Consider the following 18659-nt stretch of genomic DNA (forward strand, 5'->3'; position numbering starts at 1 on the left):
GTCAGCGGGGTGGCAGCAGCGCACGCGGGTCGAGCAGCGCCCGGAGTCGGGCCCGCCAACCGCGCCGGGCCAGTCCACGACGTACCGCCCGCACCGCCGCCCACGCCTGGCGACCGTCCCGCTCCCCCGGCGCGGCCGGCGCCCACAGCGCCCGGTCCACGATGGCGGCCAGCTCGCGGATGGCGGTCACGGTGGATCGATCGGCGACGGCGGTCGCGCTGGTCGCCAGGTCGCGTACCGTCATCCCGGCCGACATCAGGACACCGTGTGCGCGAAGTCGGTCCCGGACCTCCTCCCAGGCGCCCACCACCGCACCGGTACCCGGGCGGCGCCGGCGGCGCCAGGCCCGTCCGGCCTTCGCCGCGGGTACCCCGACGATCCACACCGCCAGCAGCACCACCGGGGCGGCGAGCAGCAGGCGCCACGCCGCGGTGCCCGGCAGGCCGGCACTGTCAGGTCGCTCCACGGCGGCCTGCTGGAGCGCGACCGATGGGTCACGGAGCTCCTCCGGTGCGGGGAGCTGCGCCCGTACCTGTGCCGCGGCGGCGGACAGCCCGGCACCGGTCGCGGCGCCCCCGGCCGACGACCCGCCCGCCGGATCCAGCGGTACCCAGCCGATCCCCCGCACGGCGACCTCGGGCCAGGCGAGTACGTCGCCGTTGCGGACCGTGTACCGCCCGTCCAGGTCGGGACTGGTCGGTGCGCGGAAGCCGACGACCAGGCGCGCCGGGATGCCCCGGATCCGCGCCAGCGCCACGTACGCGGCAGCGAACTGTTCGGTCGTGCCCCGCCTGGCCTGCAACAGGAAGTCGGCCAGCTGTGGCCAGGAGTGCCCGGTGGGCAGGTCCTGCCCGGTGGCCAGCCGGTAGTTCTCCCGCAAGAAGCGTTCCAGCACCAGGGCAGCCTGGAAGGACGGGCGCAACCCGCCGGTCGCCCGCTCGGCGAGTTCGGCCACCCCGGACGGCACCGGGCCAACGCCGCCGAGCCCGCCCGGGGCGACCGGGTCGATCGCGGCACCCGCGAGCGCCTCGGCGTCGACCGCCGGCTGCCACCAGCTCAACGTGTACCGTGCCGCACCGTCGGATCCGGGCAGCAGCAGCGTTCCGTGGTCCTCCTCGACCAGCGGATCGACATCGCGTACCCCGGCGGGCCAGGTCTGGCTCGGCAACCACGGGCCGGCACCGGCGGCGTACGCGTCGATCTCGATCTCGGCGGACCGGGCGTGCACCGGTACGGTCACCGCGGGGCCCGGCCGCAGCTCGATACCGAGCCGCCGGTACCGCCCGCCGGGGTGCCAGTTCACCCCGTCGAAGCCTTCGAGCACCACCAACGGCCACCGGTCCACGCCCTCGCCGCCGCTCACCCGGAACACGGCGGTACCGGGGTGGGCGAGCCGGTACGCGATCTCGTCCAACGGGCTGGCCACCCGGGTCTCGGCGAGCGGGGCCGTCCGGTCAGCGCCCAGCGAGTATCGCGGCGGCACGGTCGGCGGCAACAGCCCGGCCAGCATCACCGCCACCCCGGCCAGGGCCACCGCCGGGACGATGCGCGGCAGCAGGGCCGCAGCCGTGCCCCAGGCAGCAACGATTCGGCCTCCGCGCCGGTGGCCGGCGCTCCGGATCGGGCGAGGGCCGGACCTCGGTGGCCCCGCACGGTCGGACTCCGTCCCGCCGCCGGTGGCAAGCAGGACTCCTGCGACCGCGGCGTAGCCGAGCGCGGCGGCGACCGCCGGGCCGGGTGGCAGCGGGGCGTAGAACTGGCTGAGGAGGGCGACGGCGAAACTCGGTGCGAGGGCCAGCAACGGGCTGCCCGGCCGGTCCAGCAGCTCGACCCCGAGCACACCGGCGAGCACCACCAGCAGCGGGACGAACAGCAGCAGCTCGGGATCTGGCCGGGCCGGCCAGGTCGACTGGAGGGCGAGCTGCCAGGAGCCGGTGACGCCGGCGGCCAGGGCGCGCAGCGTCCGCCCGGTGGGCAGCCCGGCCACCGTCGTCGACCGGAGCACCGTCTCGACGACGGCCAGCAGGCCGACGACCGCCAGCAGCAGCGGGCGCCAGGGCAGCAGGGCCTTGCGCCGGGCACAGGCCAGCGTGGTCAGCAGCACCGCCAGCGCCGGTACACCGATCGGGAACAGCAGCGCGGGCACGCCGAAGACCGGTGCGAAGAGCATCCCCACGACGACGGCCGCGAGTACCACGCACGTGGCGGGTACGGCCCGGGGTGCCGGGCTCATCCGAGCGTCTCGTTCCACCGGCGTACCGCCTCTTCGGCGCTGTCCGCGTGCAGGACCCGGATCCAGGTCGCCGCGTCGGGCCGGCGGCGCGCCGGCTCCGGCTCGGCAGGACTTTCGCCGGACGGCGGCCCGGAACCGTCCCCGGTCCGGCCCAGGACGATGACCACGATCATCGGAAACCGGTGCCGCAACGCGGTCACCGCGGCGGGCGGCGTCTCCCCGGCGGTGACCGCCACCAGGCAGCCGCCGGCCGGGCCGCTCGTGGCCAGCGACGGCGGCACCAGGTCGGCCGCGCGTACGTCGTCCCGGCGCAGGGCGCACAGCTCGTCGAGCAGCCGGCGTGCCGCGGGTGCCCCGCCGGCAACGGCGAGGTCGAGACCGGCCGAGGTGACCAGGCGGGTATGGTGTCCCGCCCGGGCGGTGGCGCCGAGCAGGGACGCCGCCAGGTCCACCGCTTCCTCGAACCCGGCGGCAGTGAGCGGGGCGGGGCGGGTGTCGAGCAACAGGGTGAACCTCGGCTGTTCCGGATCGGCCAGGTCGCGAACCATCAACCGCCCCGTCCGGGCGGTCGCCTTCCAGTGCAGGTGCCGTACCTCGTCGCCGGGGACGTACTCCCGGACGTCCAGGAGCTGCGCCGAGCCCCGCAGCGCGCCGTCGGTGGGGCCCTCGTGGTGGTGCCGGGGGTAGCCGGCCATCGGCGCCCGCGCCGGGAACTGCCGGGGGTGCACCCACAGGGTCGCCGACTCCCCGACGTGCGGCTCGCCGCGGGCCAGCCCGAACGGATCCACCCCGTGCAGCGTCAGCGGGCCCACGGTCAGCCTGCCGCGCACGGCGGTCGGCACCTCGTAGTGGTGGACCACCTCGGCACCGGCCGCCAGGGCCCGTACCCGGACGGTCCGGGTCGCTCCCCCGGCCGCGTCGGTGGCCACGAATCCACTCCGCCGACCACCGCCCGGATTGCGGACCCGCAGGCTGGCCAGCGCGGGTCTGCCCCGCTCGACCCGTTCGGGGTAGACCGAGCGGCGCACCTCGACCGGCCGGCGGCGCGCGGTGAGCAGGACGGCGGCCAGCACGGCGCCGAGCAGGACCGCACCCAGCGCCCGCAGCATCGGGTAACCGCCCCAGAGCCCGAAGGCGAGCAGCGGCACCGCGACGGCGAGCACGACGATGCCGCGGCGGGTCAGGCGCACGGTCAACCCGCCGCGCTGGCGGCGGGCGTGGGGACCGAGGCGAGCAGGTCGGCGACGATCTCGGCGGCGGCCCGCTGGTTCATCTCGGCCTCCGGGGTGAGCACGAGCCGGTGGGCCAGTACCGGCCCGGCCACGTCCTTGACGTCGTCGGGCGTGACGAAGTCGCGTCCCTCGATCGCCGCGAGCGCCCGCGCGGTACGCACCAGCGCGATGCTGCCCCGTACGCTGGCGCCGTACCGCACCGCGGGGTGGTCGCGGGTCGCCGCGGTGAGCCGGGCGGCGTACTCGTACACCGCCCGGTCAAGGTGCGACGTCCGTACCTCGACGATGGCCTCCCGCAGCGCCGCGACGTCGACGACCGCGGATAGGTCGTCCGGGGTCACCCCCGCGCAGTCACCCATCATCACCAGCACCTCGGAGTCGAGGTCGGGGTAGCCCACCGACAGCCGCATCAGAAATCGGTCCAGCTGCGCCTCGGGCAGTCGGTAGGTGCCCTCCAGCTCGATCGGGTTCTGGGTCGCGACGACCAGGAACGGCCGGGGTACCTCGTGTCCGGTCCCGTCCACCGTGACCCGCCGCTCGGACATGACCTCCAGCAGCGCCGACTGGGTCTTCGGGGTACCGCGGTTGATCTCGTCGGCGACCACGATGTTGGCGAACACCGCGCCGGGGTGGAAGGTGAACCGCTCGTCCTTCTGCTGGTAGACGGTGACCCCGGTGATGTCGCTCGGCAGCAGGTCCGGGGTGAACTGGATCCGGCTCCACCGTCCGCCGATGCTGCGGGCGAGGGCCCGGGCGAGGCTGGTCTTGCCGAGCCCCGGCACGTCCTCGATCAGCAGGTGACCCTCGGCGAGCAGGCCGGCGACGGCCAGCCGTACGAGCTCGGGCTTGCCGCGGATCACCCGCTGCACGTTCTCGGAGATCCGCGCGGCGATCTCCGCCGGGCTGGAAGCGCTCACCCTGCCCTCCACAGGTAGCGATTGGACTCGACACCGTCGACGGTGACCCAGACGTACGACCCGACCGAGTCGTACGGGAAGTCCTCGAAGGTGAGGTTTCCCCTGCTGTCGGTACGCCGGGTGGCGCCCGAGTTGAAGTCCGGCCACCTGCTGGAATCCGGCTTGATGTGGTAGTCGGTGTTCGGGCTGAACCCGCGCAGCACGATGTGGAAGTACGCGCAGTCCGGCTCGTGGCACCTGTCCTCGTACGTGGTGTCGCTGCCCCGGGAGACGGTGACCGACCGGGGTGGTGGTGGCACCTTGGCCCGTACGGTGGCCGGCGATCCGCGCCCTGCGGAGTTCCGCGCGACCACGGTGATCCGGTAGGTGGTGTCCCGGGTGAGACCGGTGATCGTCGTCGAGCGGGCGTCGCCGGGCCGGGTGGCCGAGCGGCTGGTCCCGCCCGCGGCCGGCACCCACGTGACCTGGTACGCGCTGACCGCGGCTCCGTTCGCGGCGGCGCCGCTCCAGGTGACCCGGAGATTGGCGCCCTGGCTGGTCGCGCGCAGATTCCCCGGCATCCCGGGCGGGCTGGCCGGTATCGAGCGGGGTGCGGGGGCCGTCCGCCGTGGGGGAGCCGGATCGTCCCCCGTGGGCCTGTCCGGGGAGCGCGGGCCGGGGCTGGGCAAGCGCGGGCCGGGGTCGGGCGAGCGCGGGCCGGGGTCGGGCCTGGTGGACGGGGGAACCGGGGTACCCGACGGTCCCCGCCCCTCGTTGCCGACCACCGGCACCAGCCCGCCCGTGCCGCCGGGGTCGACCACCAGCACGTGCCGGCCCTCGGCGCCGTCGACGTAGACCCGCTCGTCCTCACCACGGATCAGCGTGGGTTCACCGGCCTCCGGTGGCAGCGGAGTGCTCCACTGCTGCTCGCCGCCGCTGTTGTAGGTGAGCACGGCGTTGCGTTTCAGGTCCAGCAGCACCACGGACGACCCGGCGACGGACGGGGCCGAGTACGTGCCGTCGGGCAGAGCGACCGTTACCGGCGGCGCACCCATCCGGCCCGCGTCCAGCCCGGCGGCGTCGACCAGCTGCATCCGCCGCCCGGTGGGATCGAGGATGGCGACCCGGCCACCGGCGTCGACCGGCGCGACGCGTGCGGTGGGCAGGACGTCCAGCCCGATCGGCGTCGGGCGGCCGAGGCCGTGCTCGGCGACCCGGCTCAGCGTGTCCGCCGCGGTGTCGACGAAGACCGGCTGCTTGCCGACCACGGTGAGCGCGCCGGTGTGTCCGGCCGGCGCGGCGGCCGGGCAGGAGATCCGGTCGGTGCCGGCCGCCAGCCGGCAGAGCACCCCGGAGTCGACGCGGTGCAGCCAGAGCGTGCCGTCCGGGGTCACGACGGGCTCACCGAGTACACCGCCGGCCGGAATCGTCGCCGGGGAGTCGCCGAGCCGCACCACGCGCCCGGCCTCCCGGTAGACCAGGTACGGCCCGCCGGCCACCTCGATGGCGACCGGACGCTCGCCGGTGGGCGGGGTGAGGGTCCGTTCGACCGCCAGGCTCGACTTGCCGAACTCGATGACCCGGGAACGGCCGACCACGTAACCGCTCGTGTCGCCCTGCACCACCTGGCTGCCTGGTTCGATGCCGGGCACCGGCGCCCGGGCGTCGACCCGGCGTGCGGACCCGTTGACGTGGACGACCTGGCCCAGCGACGGACTCGCGACCCAGTGGCCGCCCTGGGCGAACCGCAGCTCGGGGGTTGGCGCGACCGCCCCGGTGGCCGCCGCCGTCACGGCGGCGAGACTGGCGCCCACCAGCAGCACCAGCGGCAACCGCCGGCGCCACAGCGGACCGCGGTCACGCCACGAGCCGGCGTCGTACCAGGCGCGGAGGCGGTGCCCCAGGCGCATGCCGCGCCAGGAGCGTACGAGGTGGCGAAGCGAAATGCCCAGCTTGGTCACCCAACGAGCATAAGAGGCCGGATACACGACCGGTCCATCATCGATACAACATTCAGGAATCGTTGGTGCCCAGGACGAGTTCGAAGATCGCTCCACCCTCCTCCGCGTTGTAGACGCGCAGCACCCCGCCGTGCGCCCGCGCCACCCAGCGCACGATGGAGAGACCGAGTCCGCTCGACCCGCCGCCACTGTTGAACCGGTCGAAGGTCTCCTGCGCGATCGCGGCGTCGATGCCCGGGCCGTGGTCGGCGACCATGAGCCGCCCGCCGGCGACGGTGATGTGGACGATCGCCCGGTCGCCCGGCCGCCGGCCGTGGCGCAGCGCGTTGTCCAGCAGATTGCCGACCGCCCGCTGCACCAGAGCGGGGTCGACGTCCACTTTTGTCGGTGCGGCGGTCACCGTCACCTGTGCCCCGTCGGTCGGCGTCTCCTCCACCACCGTCGTGACCAGTTGGTCCAGCCAGACCGGCTGGATGGCGAGCTGCTCGACACCGGCGGCCAGCCGTGCCCGTACCAGCAGCCCGTCGATGATGCTGCCCATCCGCCCGGCGAGCTGGACGGTACGCGGCAGCAGGTCGGCGCGCTGGGTGGGGTTCTCCAGTGCCGTCTCGGCGAGCGCGCGCAGCGCCGCCACCGGCGTACGCAGGTCGTGCGCGGTGTCGGCGAGCAGCACCTCCTGCTGTTCGAGGGCGGCCGCGGCGGGCCGGAGCGCCCATCCGGAGAGCAGGTGGCCGGCCACCCCGACGGCGGCCACCAGCAGCACACAGCCGGTGACCACGAACAGGAGCATCCGGTGGTGCCGGTCCTGCTCCGGCCCCGCGTCGACGGCCGCGACCACGGCGCCGATGTACTGCCCCCGGGAGTTGCGGAACGGCTCGGCGCCGACCCGGACCAGCTCCCCACCCGTCCCCCGGACGTAGCCGTTGAGCAGGCGGCCGGTACGCACCGCCTCCGCCGCCAGGCTGGCGAGCAGCGCCGGATCCAGCGGTACGCAGCTCTGCTGACTGAAGTGGCCGCTGAACCGCTCGGCGCCGCCGGGCAGGATCGCGAACTGCGGACACCGGGTGTTGAGTTCGTCCTCGCTGACGAACGCCGTGATGAGGGTGCCGTCGTACTGGATCAGCCGGGTCACCGTGGAGGTCACCCGGCGCAGCTCGCCGTCGAGCCGCTGCTCCCCCAGGTCCGCGTCCAGCCGGATCGCGAGCCCGGCGAGCACGATCGAACCGGCGGCGGTCACCACGGTGAAGAGCAGCGCGAGCCAGCGGCGCCGTCGGTGCAACCGGGCCGTCGTCGGGGTGGTCACCGGTGTCACCGCGGCCCGGCGAGTCGGTACCCGTGCCCCCGTACGGTGTGGATCAGTTCCGGTTCGCGCAGCTTCACCCGCAGCCGCCGCACCACCGAGTCGACCACGTTGGACATCGGGTCGGTGCTGGTGTCCCAGCAGTGCTCGATCAGCTCGGCCCGACCCACGGCCTGCTCCGGCCGGGCGATCAGGTATTCCAGCACGGCGAACTCCTTCACCGTCAGGGTGAGCAGCACGCCGGCGCGGCGGACCTCCCGGCGGGCGCAGTCCACCACGAGGTCGGCGTGCCGGAGCACCGAGGGACGCCCCGAGCCGGCCCGCCGGACCAACGCGCGCACCCGGGCCGCCATCTCCGCCACGGCGAACGGCTTCACCAGGTAGTCGTCGCCGCCCTGGGCGAACCCCGCCACCCGGTCGGCGACACTGTCCCGCGCGGTCAGGAACAGCACCGGTACCGCCCAGCCCTGCTGCCGGCGGCGGTGCACGTACCCGATGGCGTCGCCGTCGGGCAGCATCCGGTCGAACACGACGCAGTCGTACCTTCCGGCGGAAAGCGCCGCGTCGGCGGCGGCGATGTCGGCCGCCTGGTCGACCCGCAGTCCCGTTCCGAGCAGTTCGGTGGTGACCGCCAGCCGCAGGTTCTCGTCGTCCTCGACCACCATCACCCGCACCGGGGGCCTCCCGTGGATCGTGTCATCGGAACCTCATGTACCGGGACGGATGGTAATGCCCAGTGGAAGCTGCCGTTGGCGGCGCGGGTCGATCGGGAGGTATGGGGTTGGTGCTCTTCCACGTGCTGGGCCCGCTCGAGGTGCACTGCGCCACCGGCACCCGCCCGATCGGCGCGGGCAAGCGCGCGGCTCTGCTGGCGATCCTGCTGACGAAGCCTAACGCCTGGCTGACGATCGACGAGCTGATCGCGACCATCTGGCCGGAACAGGCCGTGCCGGCCTCGGCGGAGGCCAACCTGAAGACCTATGTCTGGACGTTGCGCCGGCGCCTGCCGGACCACAACGGTGGTCCGCGGATCGAGAGCCGTCCCGGCGCGTACCGGATCCGGATCGGTCGCGGTGAGCTGGACGTCGACCGGGTCGGCGAACTCGCCGAGCAGGCCCGGCTCGCCTCGGCGGGTGGTGACCCCGGCACCGCGGCCGCCCGGCTCGACCAGGCGCTGCGGATGTGGCGCGGGCGGCCGTTCGCGGAGCTCGACGGGACGGCGGCCACAGAGGTGCTGACCAATCTCGACGACCTGCGCCTGGGGCTGGCGGAACAGCTCGCCGAGGCCCAGCTCGCGGCGGGTCACGGGCAGGACGCTCTGATCACGCTGCGGGCGATCACCGTGGACGCCCCGCTGCGCGAGGCGGCCTGGGCACAGCTGATCCGGGTACTTCACGTGACGGGCCGGCGGGCCGAGGCCCTGGCCGCGTACCGCCAGGCCCGGGAGCTGCTCTCCGCCGAGCTGGGAGTCGAACCGGGAGCCGCACTCGCCGAGGCGTACCGGCTGGCGCTGGGCGATTCGCACCGGACGGCGCTCGGCGGCGCCCCTGGCGGGTCGGTGCGCCGGGAACTGCCCCGGGACGTACCGCTCGCCGGTCGCCGAGCCGAGCTGGCCGCCGTACGCCGGGCCGCGCACGACGCCGCGCCCGTGGTGCTGGTGGAGGGCATGGCCGGGGTGGGTAAGACCGCGCTCGTGGTACACGCGGCCCACCAGCTGGCGGCGGACCATCCGGACGGACAGTTCTTCGTACGCCTGGGCGACGCCGGTCACCCCGGTACGTCCACAGCGGCGGCCGCGCTGGACCGGCTGCTGCGCGGCGTCGGCGTACCCGACTCGGAGATCCCGCGCGACCTGGACGAACGGTCCGCGCTGTGGCGGTCGGAGCTGGCCCGGCGGCGCGTACTGCTGGTGTTGGACGACGTCCCCGGCCCGGATGCGCTGGCACCGCTGCTGCCCGCCGCTCCCGGCTGCCTGGCCCTGGTCACCACGCGGAACCGCGGCTGGCATCCGGGCGGCGCGACCCGGATCAGCCTGGCACCGCTGGGAGCGGAGGACTCCGCCGCGCTGTTCCGGTCCGCGCTCGGTGGGCGAGGTGCGGACGCGGACCGGCGGACCCTGCTCGCCGTCGGGCAGCGCTGCGGTGGGCTTCCGGCCGCGCTGCGCGACGCCGCCGCCCGGTTGCAGTGCCGACCACACTGGACGCCGCGGCGGCTGGTCGAGGAGCTGGACGACGATCCGTGCCGGGTGCTCTCCGACGCGGTACGACGCTCGATAGTCGACGCCGGTCGCCGGCTGGCCGGTCGGGAGCTGGCGGCGTGGTACGCCCTCGGCGACCTGCCGGGCGAGTTCGGACCCCCCGCCGCCGCACGGGCGCTGGGGGTCCCGGTGGGCGCGGCGCGAATGGCCCTGGAGACGCTGGTCGACCAGGGACTACTGGACGTCGCCAGCGCGGAGCGCTACCGCAGCCACGTCCTGGTCCGGCATCTGGCCCGGTGTACGGCGCCGGCCGGCCACCCGTTTCGGGAACACCACCGTGACCGCCGGGTGGCCTGAGGCGGGCGGCACACCGATGACCGCCGAGCCGGGCAACCACACGAGTGGCCGAGGAGGAGCCCCATGACCGTCAACCCGCTGACCACTCTCCGGGACCGGTGCTCACCGGCCCGGCCCGCTCGCCCGTCCGTGCCGCACCGGTACGGGCAGCCGCTGGTGTTGTCGACCCATGCCGCGATCACGGCGGCGCTGGCCGCAGCGAACCACGACGTCCTCATCGCCAGCACGCAGTGCACGGCCGGGACCGAGCCGCTCGGCATGCTCCGGCGGATCGACCACGAGAACCTGCGGCGCGGGGTACGTTATCGCGTGCTGTTCCCGGACCGTGCCCGTACCGTCCCGGCGCTGGCCCTCCAGCTGGGCAGCCTCGCCATGGCCGGTGCCGAGGTACGTACCGCGCCCGACGTCCCGACGGACGCGACGGTGGTCGACGAGGCGGTGGCCATGCTCCCCTTCGAGTTGCCGGACAGCCGGTCGGGTGACGTCGCGGTGTTCCACCTGCCCAGTGTGGTGAGCACGGTCGTCGAACTCTTCGAGCAGGTCTGGCCCTCGGCCGTGTCGCTCATGGCGTCGGACGTACCGGACCGGGCCGGGCTGACCGAGCGGGAGCGGGAACTGCTCAGGCTGCTCTCGGTGGGCTGCACCGACGAGTCCGCGGCGGCCCGGCTCGGCGTCTCGGTGCGTACCGTTCGCCGGACGATGTCCGGGATCATGAACCGGCTCGGCGCCCGCAGTCGGTTCCAGGCCGGGATCAAGGCGGCCGATCGCGGCTGGCTGGTACGGCGACCCTGATGGGTGCGCCGGCCGGATACCGTGTGCAGTTGTGCGGGTACTGATCACCGAGGACGACGACATTCTCCGGTTGGCCCTGGACGCGTCGCTGCGTGGTGCCGGGTTCGCCGTGGACACCGTGATCGACCTGCCCGAGGCCGACGAGGCGCTGAGCGTCAACGGCTACGACTGCGCGGTGTTCGACCGGATGCTGCCGGCCGGCGACTCGCTACGCTACGTGGCGGGCCGCCGGCGTGCCGGGTGGGACGTGCCGGTGCTGTTCCTCACCGCCCGGGACGCGGTGAGCGACCGGATCGACGGACTGGCCTGGGGCGACGACTACCTGGTCAAGCCGTTCGCGGCCGCCGAGCTGGTCGCCCGGGTGGGCAGCCTGTGCCGGCGGGGCGACACCGGCCGAGCCCCGGTGCTGCGGCACGGCGACATCGAGCTGGACGTCGGAAGGCACGAGGCCCGGCGCGCGGGCCGGATACTCGCCCTCACCGTCAAGGAGTTCAAGGTGCTCGAACGGCTGCTGGCCGCGGGCGGCGAACCGGTCCGCCGCGCCGAGTTGATCGCGGTCGCCTGGGACGAGCTGGTCCCCCCCACGTCGAACGTGCTCGACGTGCTGATCGCGCAGCTGCGGCGCAAGCTCGGTACGCCACCGGTGCTGCACACCGTACGCGGAGTCGGTCACCTGCTGCGCTGACTCCCGCCGCTGGCGGGACCACCCCGCCCCACCCCACCTTGCCGCCGATGCCGTCGATCCGGCCCGCCGAGCACGCCGCCGGACCGGCCGGACGGCCGCCCGTCAGTCCCGGGTCAGCAGGTAGGCCCGATCCGGGTCGATCCGCACGTTGACGTTGGTGCCCTCGGCGAGGGCCTCCCGGGGATCGGCACCGGGGTCGGTCACCGCCAACGTGCCGCTGGTGGTCTCGATCTCGTAGTCCACCGCCGGTCCGTGGAACGTCGAGCGGAGCACGACGCCGATGCCGGTCCCGCCGTCGGTGACCGGCGTCAGCTTCATGGTCTCCGGCCGGGCCATCAGGTAGGCGTTGTCGTCGTTCGCCGACACCGTCGGGTGGGCCGCCGCGGTCAACCGCTGCCCGAGGGCGTGCACCACGGCCCGGCCGTCGCTGACACCCTCCGGCACCACCTCGATGAAGTTGGCCCGCCCGATGAAGTCCGCGACGAAGACGCTCGCCGGGCGCAGGTAGATCTCCCCCGGCGTGGCCACCTGCTCGACCCGTCCCCGGTTCATCACCACGATCCGGTCCGACATGCTCATCGCCTCGTCCTGGTCGTGCGTGACGTAGATGCTGGTGATCTCGAACATCCGCTGGATCCGGCGGATCTCCGCGCGCATCGAGCCCCGCAACTTGGCGTCCAGGTTGGACAGCGGTTCGTCGAAGAGCAGCACCTTCGGCTGCACGACCAGGGCCCGGGCCAGGGCGACCCGCTGCTGCTGGCCGCCGGAGAGTTCGTGCGGGCTCCGGTCCTGCAGACCGACCAGGTTCATACTGGTCAGCGCCATCCGCATGCTGGTGGCGACCTCCTGGCGGCTACGCCGACGCAGCCTGAGCCCGTACGCGATGTTCTCGCCGACCGTGAGGTGCGGAAAGAGCGCGTAGCTCTGGAACACCATCGCCATCGGACGCCGCTGCGGTGGCATCGAGTCGATCACCTTGTCGTCGAGCCGGATCTGCCCGCTGGTGGCGTCCTCGAATCCGGCGACCATCCGCAGCGTGGTGGTCTTGCCGCACCCCGACGGCCCGAGCAGCGTGATGAACTCGCCCGGGGCGACGTCGAGGTCGACCGCGTCGACGGCGGTGACCGTGCCGGTACGGCTGGAGAACGTCTTGGTCAACGCCTCTAGACGCAGGCGTCCGGTGCCGGCACCGGCGGACGCGGCCACGGCCAGGTCGGGCACCACAGCGGTCATCGTTTCGGCCTTTCGGTGTCGGTGGCGACGCGGTTCAGGTTGGCGCCCGCGCCGACGATGAGACGGATGAGCGCGAAGGCCGCCAGCACGATGGCGGTCAGCACGGTGCAGTAGGCGAACGCCACCCCGTACCGGCCGGTGCTGGCGGCGCTCAGCACCTGGGAGGTGATGATCTTCGTCTCCGGCGTGACCAGCAGGACGATCGTCGAGATCGAGGTCATGCTGCGGGCGAAGCTGTAGCTCAGGCCGGTCAGCAGCGCCGGCCGGATCAGTGGCAGGGTGACCCGCCGGAAGGTGTAGAGCGGACCCGCTCCGAGGTCGGTCGAGGCCTGCTCGATCTGCGGGTGGATCTGGGTCAGGGCCGCGACCGCGGTGCGCTGGCCGGCGGGGAGGCTCCGGATGACGTACGCGACGACGATCGCCGCCGCCCCGCCGGCGATGGCGCTGCCGCCGACCAGGCTGGGGAAGACCTCGACCGGGCCGAGCCACCGCTCCGGCCGGTACGCGAGCACGAAGCCGATCCCCAGCACCGTGCCCGGTACGGCGACCCCGAGCGTCCCGGCCAGGTCCAGCAGCCCGGCGGCCCGGCGCAGGTGCCGGACCACGAGCCAGGAGATGACCAGCCCGAAGACCGCCGCGACCGGGGTGGCGAGGGCCGCGAACATGACGGTGTCGAGCACGGCTTCCCGCCCCACCCCGGCGACCACCTCCCGGAGGTACTCCAGGGTCAACGTGTTGTCCACGCCGAAGACCCGGGTCACCGAACCGAGCAGCACCGTGCCGTAGACGCTGAGGATGAGCGCCGCCGCCAGCAGCGCGAGCCCGAAGATCGGCCACCGTACCCAGTTGTCGATCAGGTGCACGCTGCCCGAGGGCCGCCCGGTGATGGTGGTCCGGACCTTGCGGTTCAGCCAGTACCGCTGCGCGACGTACAACCCCAGCGAGGGCACGAGCAGGATGACGCAGTAGACGGCGGCGCTGGTGGTGTCGTACTCGCCGGTGACCGCCAGGTAGGCCCGGCTGGCCAGCACCGTGTAGTCACCGCCGAGGACGAGCGGGTTGGCCAGGTCGGCGATCGCCTCCACGAAGAGCAGTAGGAATGGCGCCACCAGCCCCGGTGCCAGCAACGGCAGGATGACCGTGCGCAGGGTCCGCCACCGGCTGGCCCCGAGGTTCATCGCGGCCTCCTCCAGTGCCGGGTCCAGCCCACGGAGCATGCCGAGCAGGCCGAGGTACGCCACCGGGAAGAGCGACAGGGAGAGCACGAAGACCAGTCCGTCGAGCCCGTAGATGTCGTACTCCAGGCCGAGGAGGCCGTTGCTGATCACGCCCCGCCGGCCGTAGAGCACGACGGTGGCGGTGGCGACCGCGAACGGCGGGCTGACGATCGGCACCAGCGCCACCACGTGCAGGATCCGCTTGCCCGGTACGGCGAGGCGGGTCTGGACGAAGGCGAAGAGGAACCCGAGCGCCGTCCCGCAGAGCCCGACCAGCACGCCCAGGACCAGCGTGTTGCGCAGGATCGTCAGGTCGACCGGGGAGCTGAAGAAGCGCGCGTAACGCGGTAACGCCGCCGGTCCGAACGCCGCCGCGAGGACGGCGACGAGCGGGACGACGCTGCCGACCGCCACCAGACCGACGCAGGCGACGAGCAACAGTCGGATGCCGAGGTCGAGCCGCCGCCGGCGCCGGCGGCGCGGTGGCGCCGCCGGGCCGGGGGCCAGCTCCGGTTCGTGGATCAGGGCGGTCATGACTTCGGCGCCTGGGCCACTTCAGCGTCGAACCGCCGGTTCAGCGCGGTCTTCGCCGCACCCGCCGCGACCGCGTCGTATTCGACCAGCCTGATCGTGCTGAGGTCCACGACCTTGTCCGAGACCTTCGCGCCCGGATTGGTCGGGAACTGGTACGACTTCACCGTCGGCCCGATCTCCTGTGCCTCGACCGTCAACGCCCAGTCGACGAACTTCCGGCCGCTCTCCGGGTTCTTGGCGCCGCTGACCAGCGCCACCCCGCCGGTTTCGTAGCCGGTTCCCTCGGCCGGGAAGGAGACCACCAGGTCGGGGAAGCCCGCTTCCCTGGCCGCCACGCAGTCGTGGGAGAAGATCACCCCGACCGCCACCTCGCCACGGGCCGTCATCTGGGCGGGTGCCGCACCGGACTTGGTGTACTGCAACACGTTCGGGTGCAGCCGGCGCATGTACTCCAGCGCCTTGTCCTGGTCGCCGCCGGCGAGCAGCACCTGGGTCCAGAGCGCCGTGTACGCGGTGCCCGAGGTGGACGGATGGGCGATACCGACGTCCTTGGCGAGCAACGGATCGAGCAGGTCAGCCCAGGAGTCCGGCACCTCGATCCCGGCCTCTCGCAGCAGCTTCGGGTTGGCGCAGAACCCGAGCGCCCCGACGTAGACGCCGGTCCAGAGCCCGGACGCGTCCTTGTACTTGGCCGGGATCGCGCCGGCGTTCGGCGAGGCGTACGCCTCCAGCATCCCCTCCGCGGCGCCGGCGGCGTAGCCGTCGGCCGGGCCGCCGTACCAGACGTCGAACTCCGCGTTGCCCTTACCGGCCTTGATCCGGGCCAACGCCTCGCCGCTGGAGAGCCGTACGAAGTCGGCCCTGACCCCGGTCGTCTCGCTGAACTGCGCCGTGGTCGCCGCGCACCACTCCTCCGTCCCGCCGCACACGACGTGCACGACGCCGCCGTCCGCCGTACCACCGGAGCCGTTGCCCGGCTCCCGGGCGCAGCCGGCGGCCAGGACGAGGACCGCCGCGCACCCCAGCCAGCTCACGCCGCGCCGAAATCGACTCGCCATCGAATCCCGACCTCCCAGGTTGTCGCAATATTGCGGCCAGGTTAGAGGCGGGTGACGGACGCTCCGGTAACACATCCGTGAGCCCTGGTGACACCGCCGTTACCTGGATCCGCCCTCCGGAGGGTCGCGGAGGGAGTCCGGCATCAGATAGCCGACACCGCGCAGGGTACGGATGTATCCCGCTCCGTCCGGGGTCGCCGCCAACCGGGAGCGCAGCCGGTAGACGGTGGACTTGACCACGTCCCGGCCGCCGATCAGGTCGGTCGTCCCCCACACCGCGCGGAGCAGGTCCTGCCAGGACTGCGGGGTGCCGCGTCGGGCCGCGAGGTGGGCGAGCAGCTTGAACTCGGTGTACGGCAGGTTGAGCTGACGTCCGGCGAGCACGACGGTCCGGTTGGTCAGGTCGATCACCAGCTTGCCGACCCGGATCGCGGAGCCGGTGTCGCGGCGCCGGCGTACCAGTGCCTGGGCCCGCAGCGCCACCTCGCGGGGGTGGAACGGCTTCGTCACGTAGTCGTCGGCCCCGTGCTCCAGCCCGGCGATCACGTCGTCCTGTTGGGACAGGGCGGTGAGCAGCATGATCGGGACCTCGGACCGGGCGCGGATCCGCTGGCAGAGGCTCAACCCGTCCATGGTCGGCATGAGCACGTCCAGCACGACCAGGTCGACCGGCCGGGTCCGCAGCAGGTGCAGCGCGGTCGCGCCGTCGTGCGCGACGAGCACGGAGAACCCCTGGGTCTGCAGGGCGAACTCGATGATCACCGTCATCTGCGGTTCGTCGTCGACGACCAGGGCCGTCGGACCGGACCGGTCGGCCCGGGCTTCGACCGGACCGGTCACGACCCGGTACCGGCCGGCGCGGTCCGGGGCAGGGTGAAGAGGAATGTGGTTCCCCGCCGCGACGCGGTGTGCACCATGATCTCGCCTCCGTGTAGCTCCACTATCGTCTTGGTGATGACCAGGCCGAGCCCGGTCCCGTCGGCCAGCGGTCGGCCGGTGGCGAACCGGTGGAACAGCCGGTGCCGCTCCTCCCGGCTCATGCCGGCCCCGTCGTCGGTCACGTAGACGGCGATCCCGGTGTCGATCGGCGTCACCCTGACGTCGATGCTGCCACCGGTCGTGGTGAACCGGCTGGCGTTGGAGAGCAGGTTGGTCAACGCCTGGGCCAGCAGCATCGGATCGGCCTCGATCCTCGGCGTCACCTGCGGGGCGTCCAGACTGATCCGCTGCTGGCGCTGCGCGCAGAGTGGACGCATCGCCGTGACGACGTCCCGGGCGACCACCGACAGGTCCACCCGTTCCAGTTTCGGGGTGAAGAGCCCCGACTCGATCTTCGCCTGGATCAGCAGGCTCTCACAGAGCCCGATCACCTGGGTGGACTGGTGGTCGAGCACCTGGAGTAGCCGGCGCTGCGCTGGCGTCAGCGGGCCCGGCATCCCCTCCCGGAGCAGGTCCACCGCCCCTTTGATCATGCTGAGCGGGGTCCGCAGTTCGTGGCTGAGCGAGGTCACCTGGTCGGCCCGCCCCTGCACCGACTGCTCCAGTTCGACGAGCTCGGCCCGGAGCCTGCCGCGGGTGCGGCGGCCGTACAGCGCCATCAGACCCGCGCCGGTGAACCCACCGGCCAGCACCGCGAGCGCCACGAGCCACATCGATCCCATCCCTCGGCCGACGTCCCGGTTTCAGCCTCCCCGTCAGCTCCTCGCCGTGCACGCGTCACGAACGGCCGGGGTGGCAGGGAGCGGGATTACCGGTGACATCGATGTGCCCCCTTTCCGATGGTGCAGGCGAATGCACAGGATCAAGTATGCGCCCAGTGAACCTTTTTCAACCTGAACCGCGCGGCGCTCGCGCACCGCGTCTGACCTTGCGGTCCACCGCACCGCAAGGGGAGGTTGAAAAAGGTTCAGTGATGATCGCGGATGGCACGCGTGGCATCGGCAGTGCCCTCGCCACCCGGCTCCCGGACAGAACCGACGTGTTGGTACTCGCGGCCGGCCGCTTCGACCAGCGCCGCGGCGTGGCACCGAGGGCGTCGAACAGACCTTCGCCATCTACGTCCTGAGCCGTCGTCGCCCTCACCGACGAGAACCTCCAAGCCGTCGGTACCGCCATCCGCGGGTGGCAACAACCCACTCCCGGCAGGTCCGGACCACGGCACACCGCGACCTGGCCGACATCGTCGACCTCATGCTCGCCACCAGCGCCCGCGATCCAGTCGCACCCCCGGTGGCTTTCGTCATAGGGATTCATACTCGGTGCGCGATCAGGGCGTGCACGTTCACTGTCCGGCCGGCCTCGCGGACCTTGACCGTCAGGGCGTCGGCCCACACGAACGCGTAGTGGCCGCTGTCCAGAGGCCGATTAGGAAACGCCTCGACCTGGGCGCCCAGATGCGCCGCCATTGGGCGTCTCGGTGGCGGCCGTGAACCCAGACGCAGGATTGACGTGCCACCTAACTGCAACTAGCCTGATAGCAGTTAGGTCGGTGCGGCGGCGGTGCGCGAGGGGGCACGGTGGGTCTCAGCAGCAGGAGCGCGGTCGCGATTCACGCGCTCACGATGTTGGCACGCTGGGATGACCGCTCACTGACCTCGGCGGAGATCGCGGACAGTCTGGCGAGCAATCCGGTTCTCGTGCGGCGCATCCTCGGCAGCTTGCGAGACGCCGGCCTGGTGTGGTCCGCCGAGGGGCGTGGCGGGGGGTGGGTTCTTGCCCGCACCGCACGCGAGATCACGCTCTACGACGCGTACGCCGCCGTCGAGGAGGGGCCGATCCTATCGCGGCACACCCATCCACCCAGTGACGCGTGCGAGGTCGGGCGCCACATGCAGAACGTGCTTGAGACGGAGTTCCGGAACGCGGAAGAGGCCATGCAAGAACGGCTCGGCCGGACGACCATCGCCCACCTGGTACGGCAGATACTGGCCGCCGAGCGTCGATTTGCGGCACCCAATCGCTAGC

The 18659-nt window shown here is 72.9% G+C and carries 15 protein-coding genes and 1 pseudogene; 4 read left to right on the top strand and 12 right to left on the bottom strand.

Annotated features, from left to right (window positions below):
* Position 1: 1 nt before the first annotated feature.
* From ACSMXO_RS28065 to ACSMXO_RS28090, 6 genes are read right to left on the bottom strand one after another with little or no spacing between them, the layout of a single operon-like run.
* The gene (locus ACSMXO_RS28065; protein WP_455414494.1) at positions 2 to 2233 is read right to left on the bottom strand and encodes a transglutaminase-like domain-containing protein; all 2232 of its coding nucleotides are present in this window, start codon (positions 2231 to 2233) and stop codon (positions 2 to 4) included.
* Positions 2230 to 3423 (bottom strand): DUF58 domain-containing protein, encoded by a 1194-nt coding sequence (locus ACSMXO_RS28070; protein ID WP_455419321.1) that lies wholly within the window; start codon positions 3421 to 3423, stop codon positions 2230 to 2232. Before ACSMXO_RS28070 ends, ACSMXO_RS28065 begins: the two co-directional genes overlap by 4 nt.
* Positions 3424 to 3425: 2 nt before the next feature.
* Positions 3426 to 4382, bottom strand: a complete 957-nt coding sequence (locus tag ACSMXO_RS28075) for an AAA family ATPase (RefSeq protein WP_455414495.1) — start codon at positions 4380 to 4382, stop codon at positions 3426 to 3428.
* On the bottom strand, positions 4379 to 6322 hold the full coding sequence (locus ACSMXO_RS28080) for a fibronectin type III domain-containing protein (protein ID WP_455414496.1): 1944 nt from the start codon (positions 6320 to 6322) through the stop codon (positions 4379 to 4381). Before ACSMXO_RS28080 ends, ACSMXO_RS28075 begins: the two co-directional genes overlap by 4 nt.
* A 52-nt stretch (positions 6323 to 6374) precedes the next feature.
* Positions 6375 to 7625 (bottom strand): sensor histidine kinase, encoded by a 1251-nt coding sequence (locus ACSMXO_RS28085; protein ID WP_346258433.1) that lies wholly within the window; start codon positions 7623 to 7625, stop codon positions 6375 to 6377.
* A 5-nt stretch (positions 7626 to 7630) separates the two neighbouring features.
* Positions 7631 to 8287: a response regulator transcription factor gene (locus ACSMXO_RS28090; protein ID WP_455419322.1), complete on the bottom strand. Its 657-nt coding sequence runs from the start codon at positions 8285 to 8287 to the stop codon at positions 7631 to 7633.
* 119 nt (positions 8288 to 8406) lie between these two features.
* On the opposite strand from ACSMXO_RS28090, the gene ACSMXO_RS28095 reads away from it, so the two are divergent.
* The 3 genes from ACSMXO_RS28095 (at position 8407) to ACSMXO_RS28105 (ending at position 11653) form a co-directional block, all read left to right on the top strand.
* Positions 8407 to 10176, top strand: a complete 1770-nt coding sequence (locus tag ACSMXO_RS28095; protein ID WP_455419323.1) for a BTAD domain-containing putative transcriptional regulator — start codon at positions 8407 to 8409, stop codon at positions 10174 to 10176.
* A gap of 63 nt (positions 10177 to 10239) precedes the next feature.
* The gene (locus tag ACSMXO_RS28100; RefSeq protein WP_455414497.1) at positions 10240 to 10968 is read left to right on the top strand and encodes a LuxR C-terminal-related transcriptional regulator; all 729 of its coding nucleotides are present in this window, start codon (positions 10240 to 10242) and stop codon (positions 10966 to 10968) included.
* 31 nt (positions 10969 to 10999) lie between these two features.
* Positions 11000 to 11653 (top strand): winged helix-turn-helix domain-containing protein, encoded by a 654-nt coding sequence (locus ACSMXO_RS28105; RefSeq protein WP_455414498.1) that lies wholly within the window; start codon positions 11000 to 11002, stop codon positions 11651 to 11653.
* A gap of 102 nt (positions 11654 to 11755) precedes the next feature.
* Here the strand turns inward: ACSMXO_RS28105 and ACSMXO_RS28110 are convergent, their stop codons facing one another.
* The 6 genes and pseudogenes from ACSMXO_RS28110 to ACSMXO_RS28135 form a co-directional block, all read right to left on the bottom strand.
* Positions 11756 to 12886, bottom strand: a complete 1131-nt coding sequence (locus ACSMXO_RS28110; RefSeq protein WP_455414499.1) for an ABC transporter ATP-binding protein — start codon at positions 12884 to 12886, stop codon at positions 11756 to 11758.
* Complete coding sequence (locus ACSMXO_RS28115) at positions 12883 to 14637, bottom strand: ABC transporter permease (RefSeq protein WP_346258437.1); 1755 nt, start codon at positions 14635 to 14637, stop codon at positions 12883 to 12885. Before ACSMXO_RS28115 ends, ACSMXO_RS28110 begins: the two co-directional genes overlap by 4 nt.
* A complete protein-coding gene (locus ACSMXO_RS28120) occupies positions 14634 to 15695 on the bottom strand; it encodes an ABC transporter substrate-binding protein (protein ID WP_455414500.1) in 1062 nt (353 codons plus the stop codon). The genes ACSMXO_RS28115 and ACSMXO_RS28120 overlap by 4 nt, the downstream gene beginning before the upstream one ends.
* Before the next feature lie 99 nt (positions 15696 to 15794).
* Positions 15795 to 16535 carry a response regulator transcription factor gene (locus ACSMXO_RS28125; protein WP_346258439.1) on the bottom strand — a complete coding sequence of 247 codons (741 nt, stop codon included), beginning with the start codon at positions 16533 to 16535 and terminating at the stop codon, positions 15795 to 15797.
* Positions 16532 to 17347 carry a sensor histidine kinase gene (locus tag ACSMXO_RS28130; RefSeq protein ID WP_346258440.1) on the bottom strand — a complete coding sequence of 272 codons (816 nt, stop codon included), beginning with the start codon at positions 17345 to 17347 and terminating at the stop codon, positions 16532 to 16534. Before ACSMXO_RS28130 ends, ACSMXO_RS28125 begins: the two co-directional genes overlap by 4 nt.
* 609 nt (positions 17348 to 17956) lie before the next feature.
* A pseudogene (locus tag ACSMXO_RS28135) lies at positions 17957 to 18100 on the bottom strand (transposase); the annotation flags it as partial.
* A gap of 111 nt (positions 18101 to 18211) precedes the next feature.
* On the opposite strand from ACSMXO_RS28135, the gene ACSMXO_RS28140 reads away from it, so the two are divergent.
* Positions 18212 to 18658 (top strand): Rrf2 family transcriptional regulator, encoded by a 447-nt coding sequence (locus ACSMXO_RS28140; RefSeq protein ID WP_346258441.1) that lies wholly within the window; start codon positions 18212 to 18214, stop codon positions 18656 to 18658.
* Position 18659: the final 1 nt, after the last annotated feature.

This window comes from Plantactinospora sp. DSM 117369 (assembly GCF_053764795.1).

Coding starts and splice junctions, on each gene's coding strand:
- ACSMXO_RS28090 (WP_455419322.1), bottom strand. CDS start 8,287: ATGGTGGTCGAGGACGACGAGAACCTGCGGCTGGCGGTCACCACCGAA.
- ACSMXO_RS28065 (WP_455414494.1), bottom strand. CDS start 2,233: ATGAGCCCGGCACCCCGGGCCGTACCCGCCACGTGCGTGGTACTCGCG.
- ACSMXO_RS28100 (WP_455414497.1), top strand. CDS start 10,240: ATGACCGTCAACCCGCTGACCACTCTCCGGGACCGGTGCTCACCGGCC.
- ACSMXO_RS28120 (WP_455414500.1), bottom strand. CDS start 15,695: ATGGCGAGTCGATTTCGGCGCGGCGTGAGCTGGCTGGGGTGCGCGGCG.
- ACSMXO_RS28130 (WP_346258440.1), bottom strand. CDS start 17,347: ATGTGGCTCGTGGCGCTCGCGGTGCTGGCCGGTGGGTTCACCGGCGCG.
- ACSMXO_RS28110 (WP_455414499.1), bottom strand. CDS start 12,886: ATGACCGCTGTGGTGCCCGACCTGGCCGTGGCCGCGTCCGCCGGTGCC.
- ACSMXO_RS28115 (WP_346258437.1), bottom strand. CDS start 14,637: ATGACCGCCCTGATCCACGAACCGGAGCTGGCCCCCGGCCCGGCGGCG.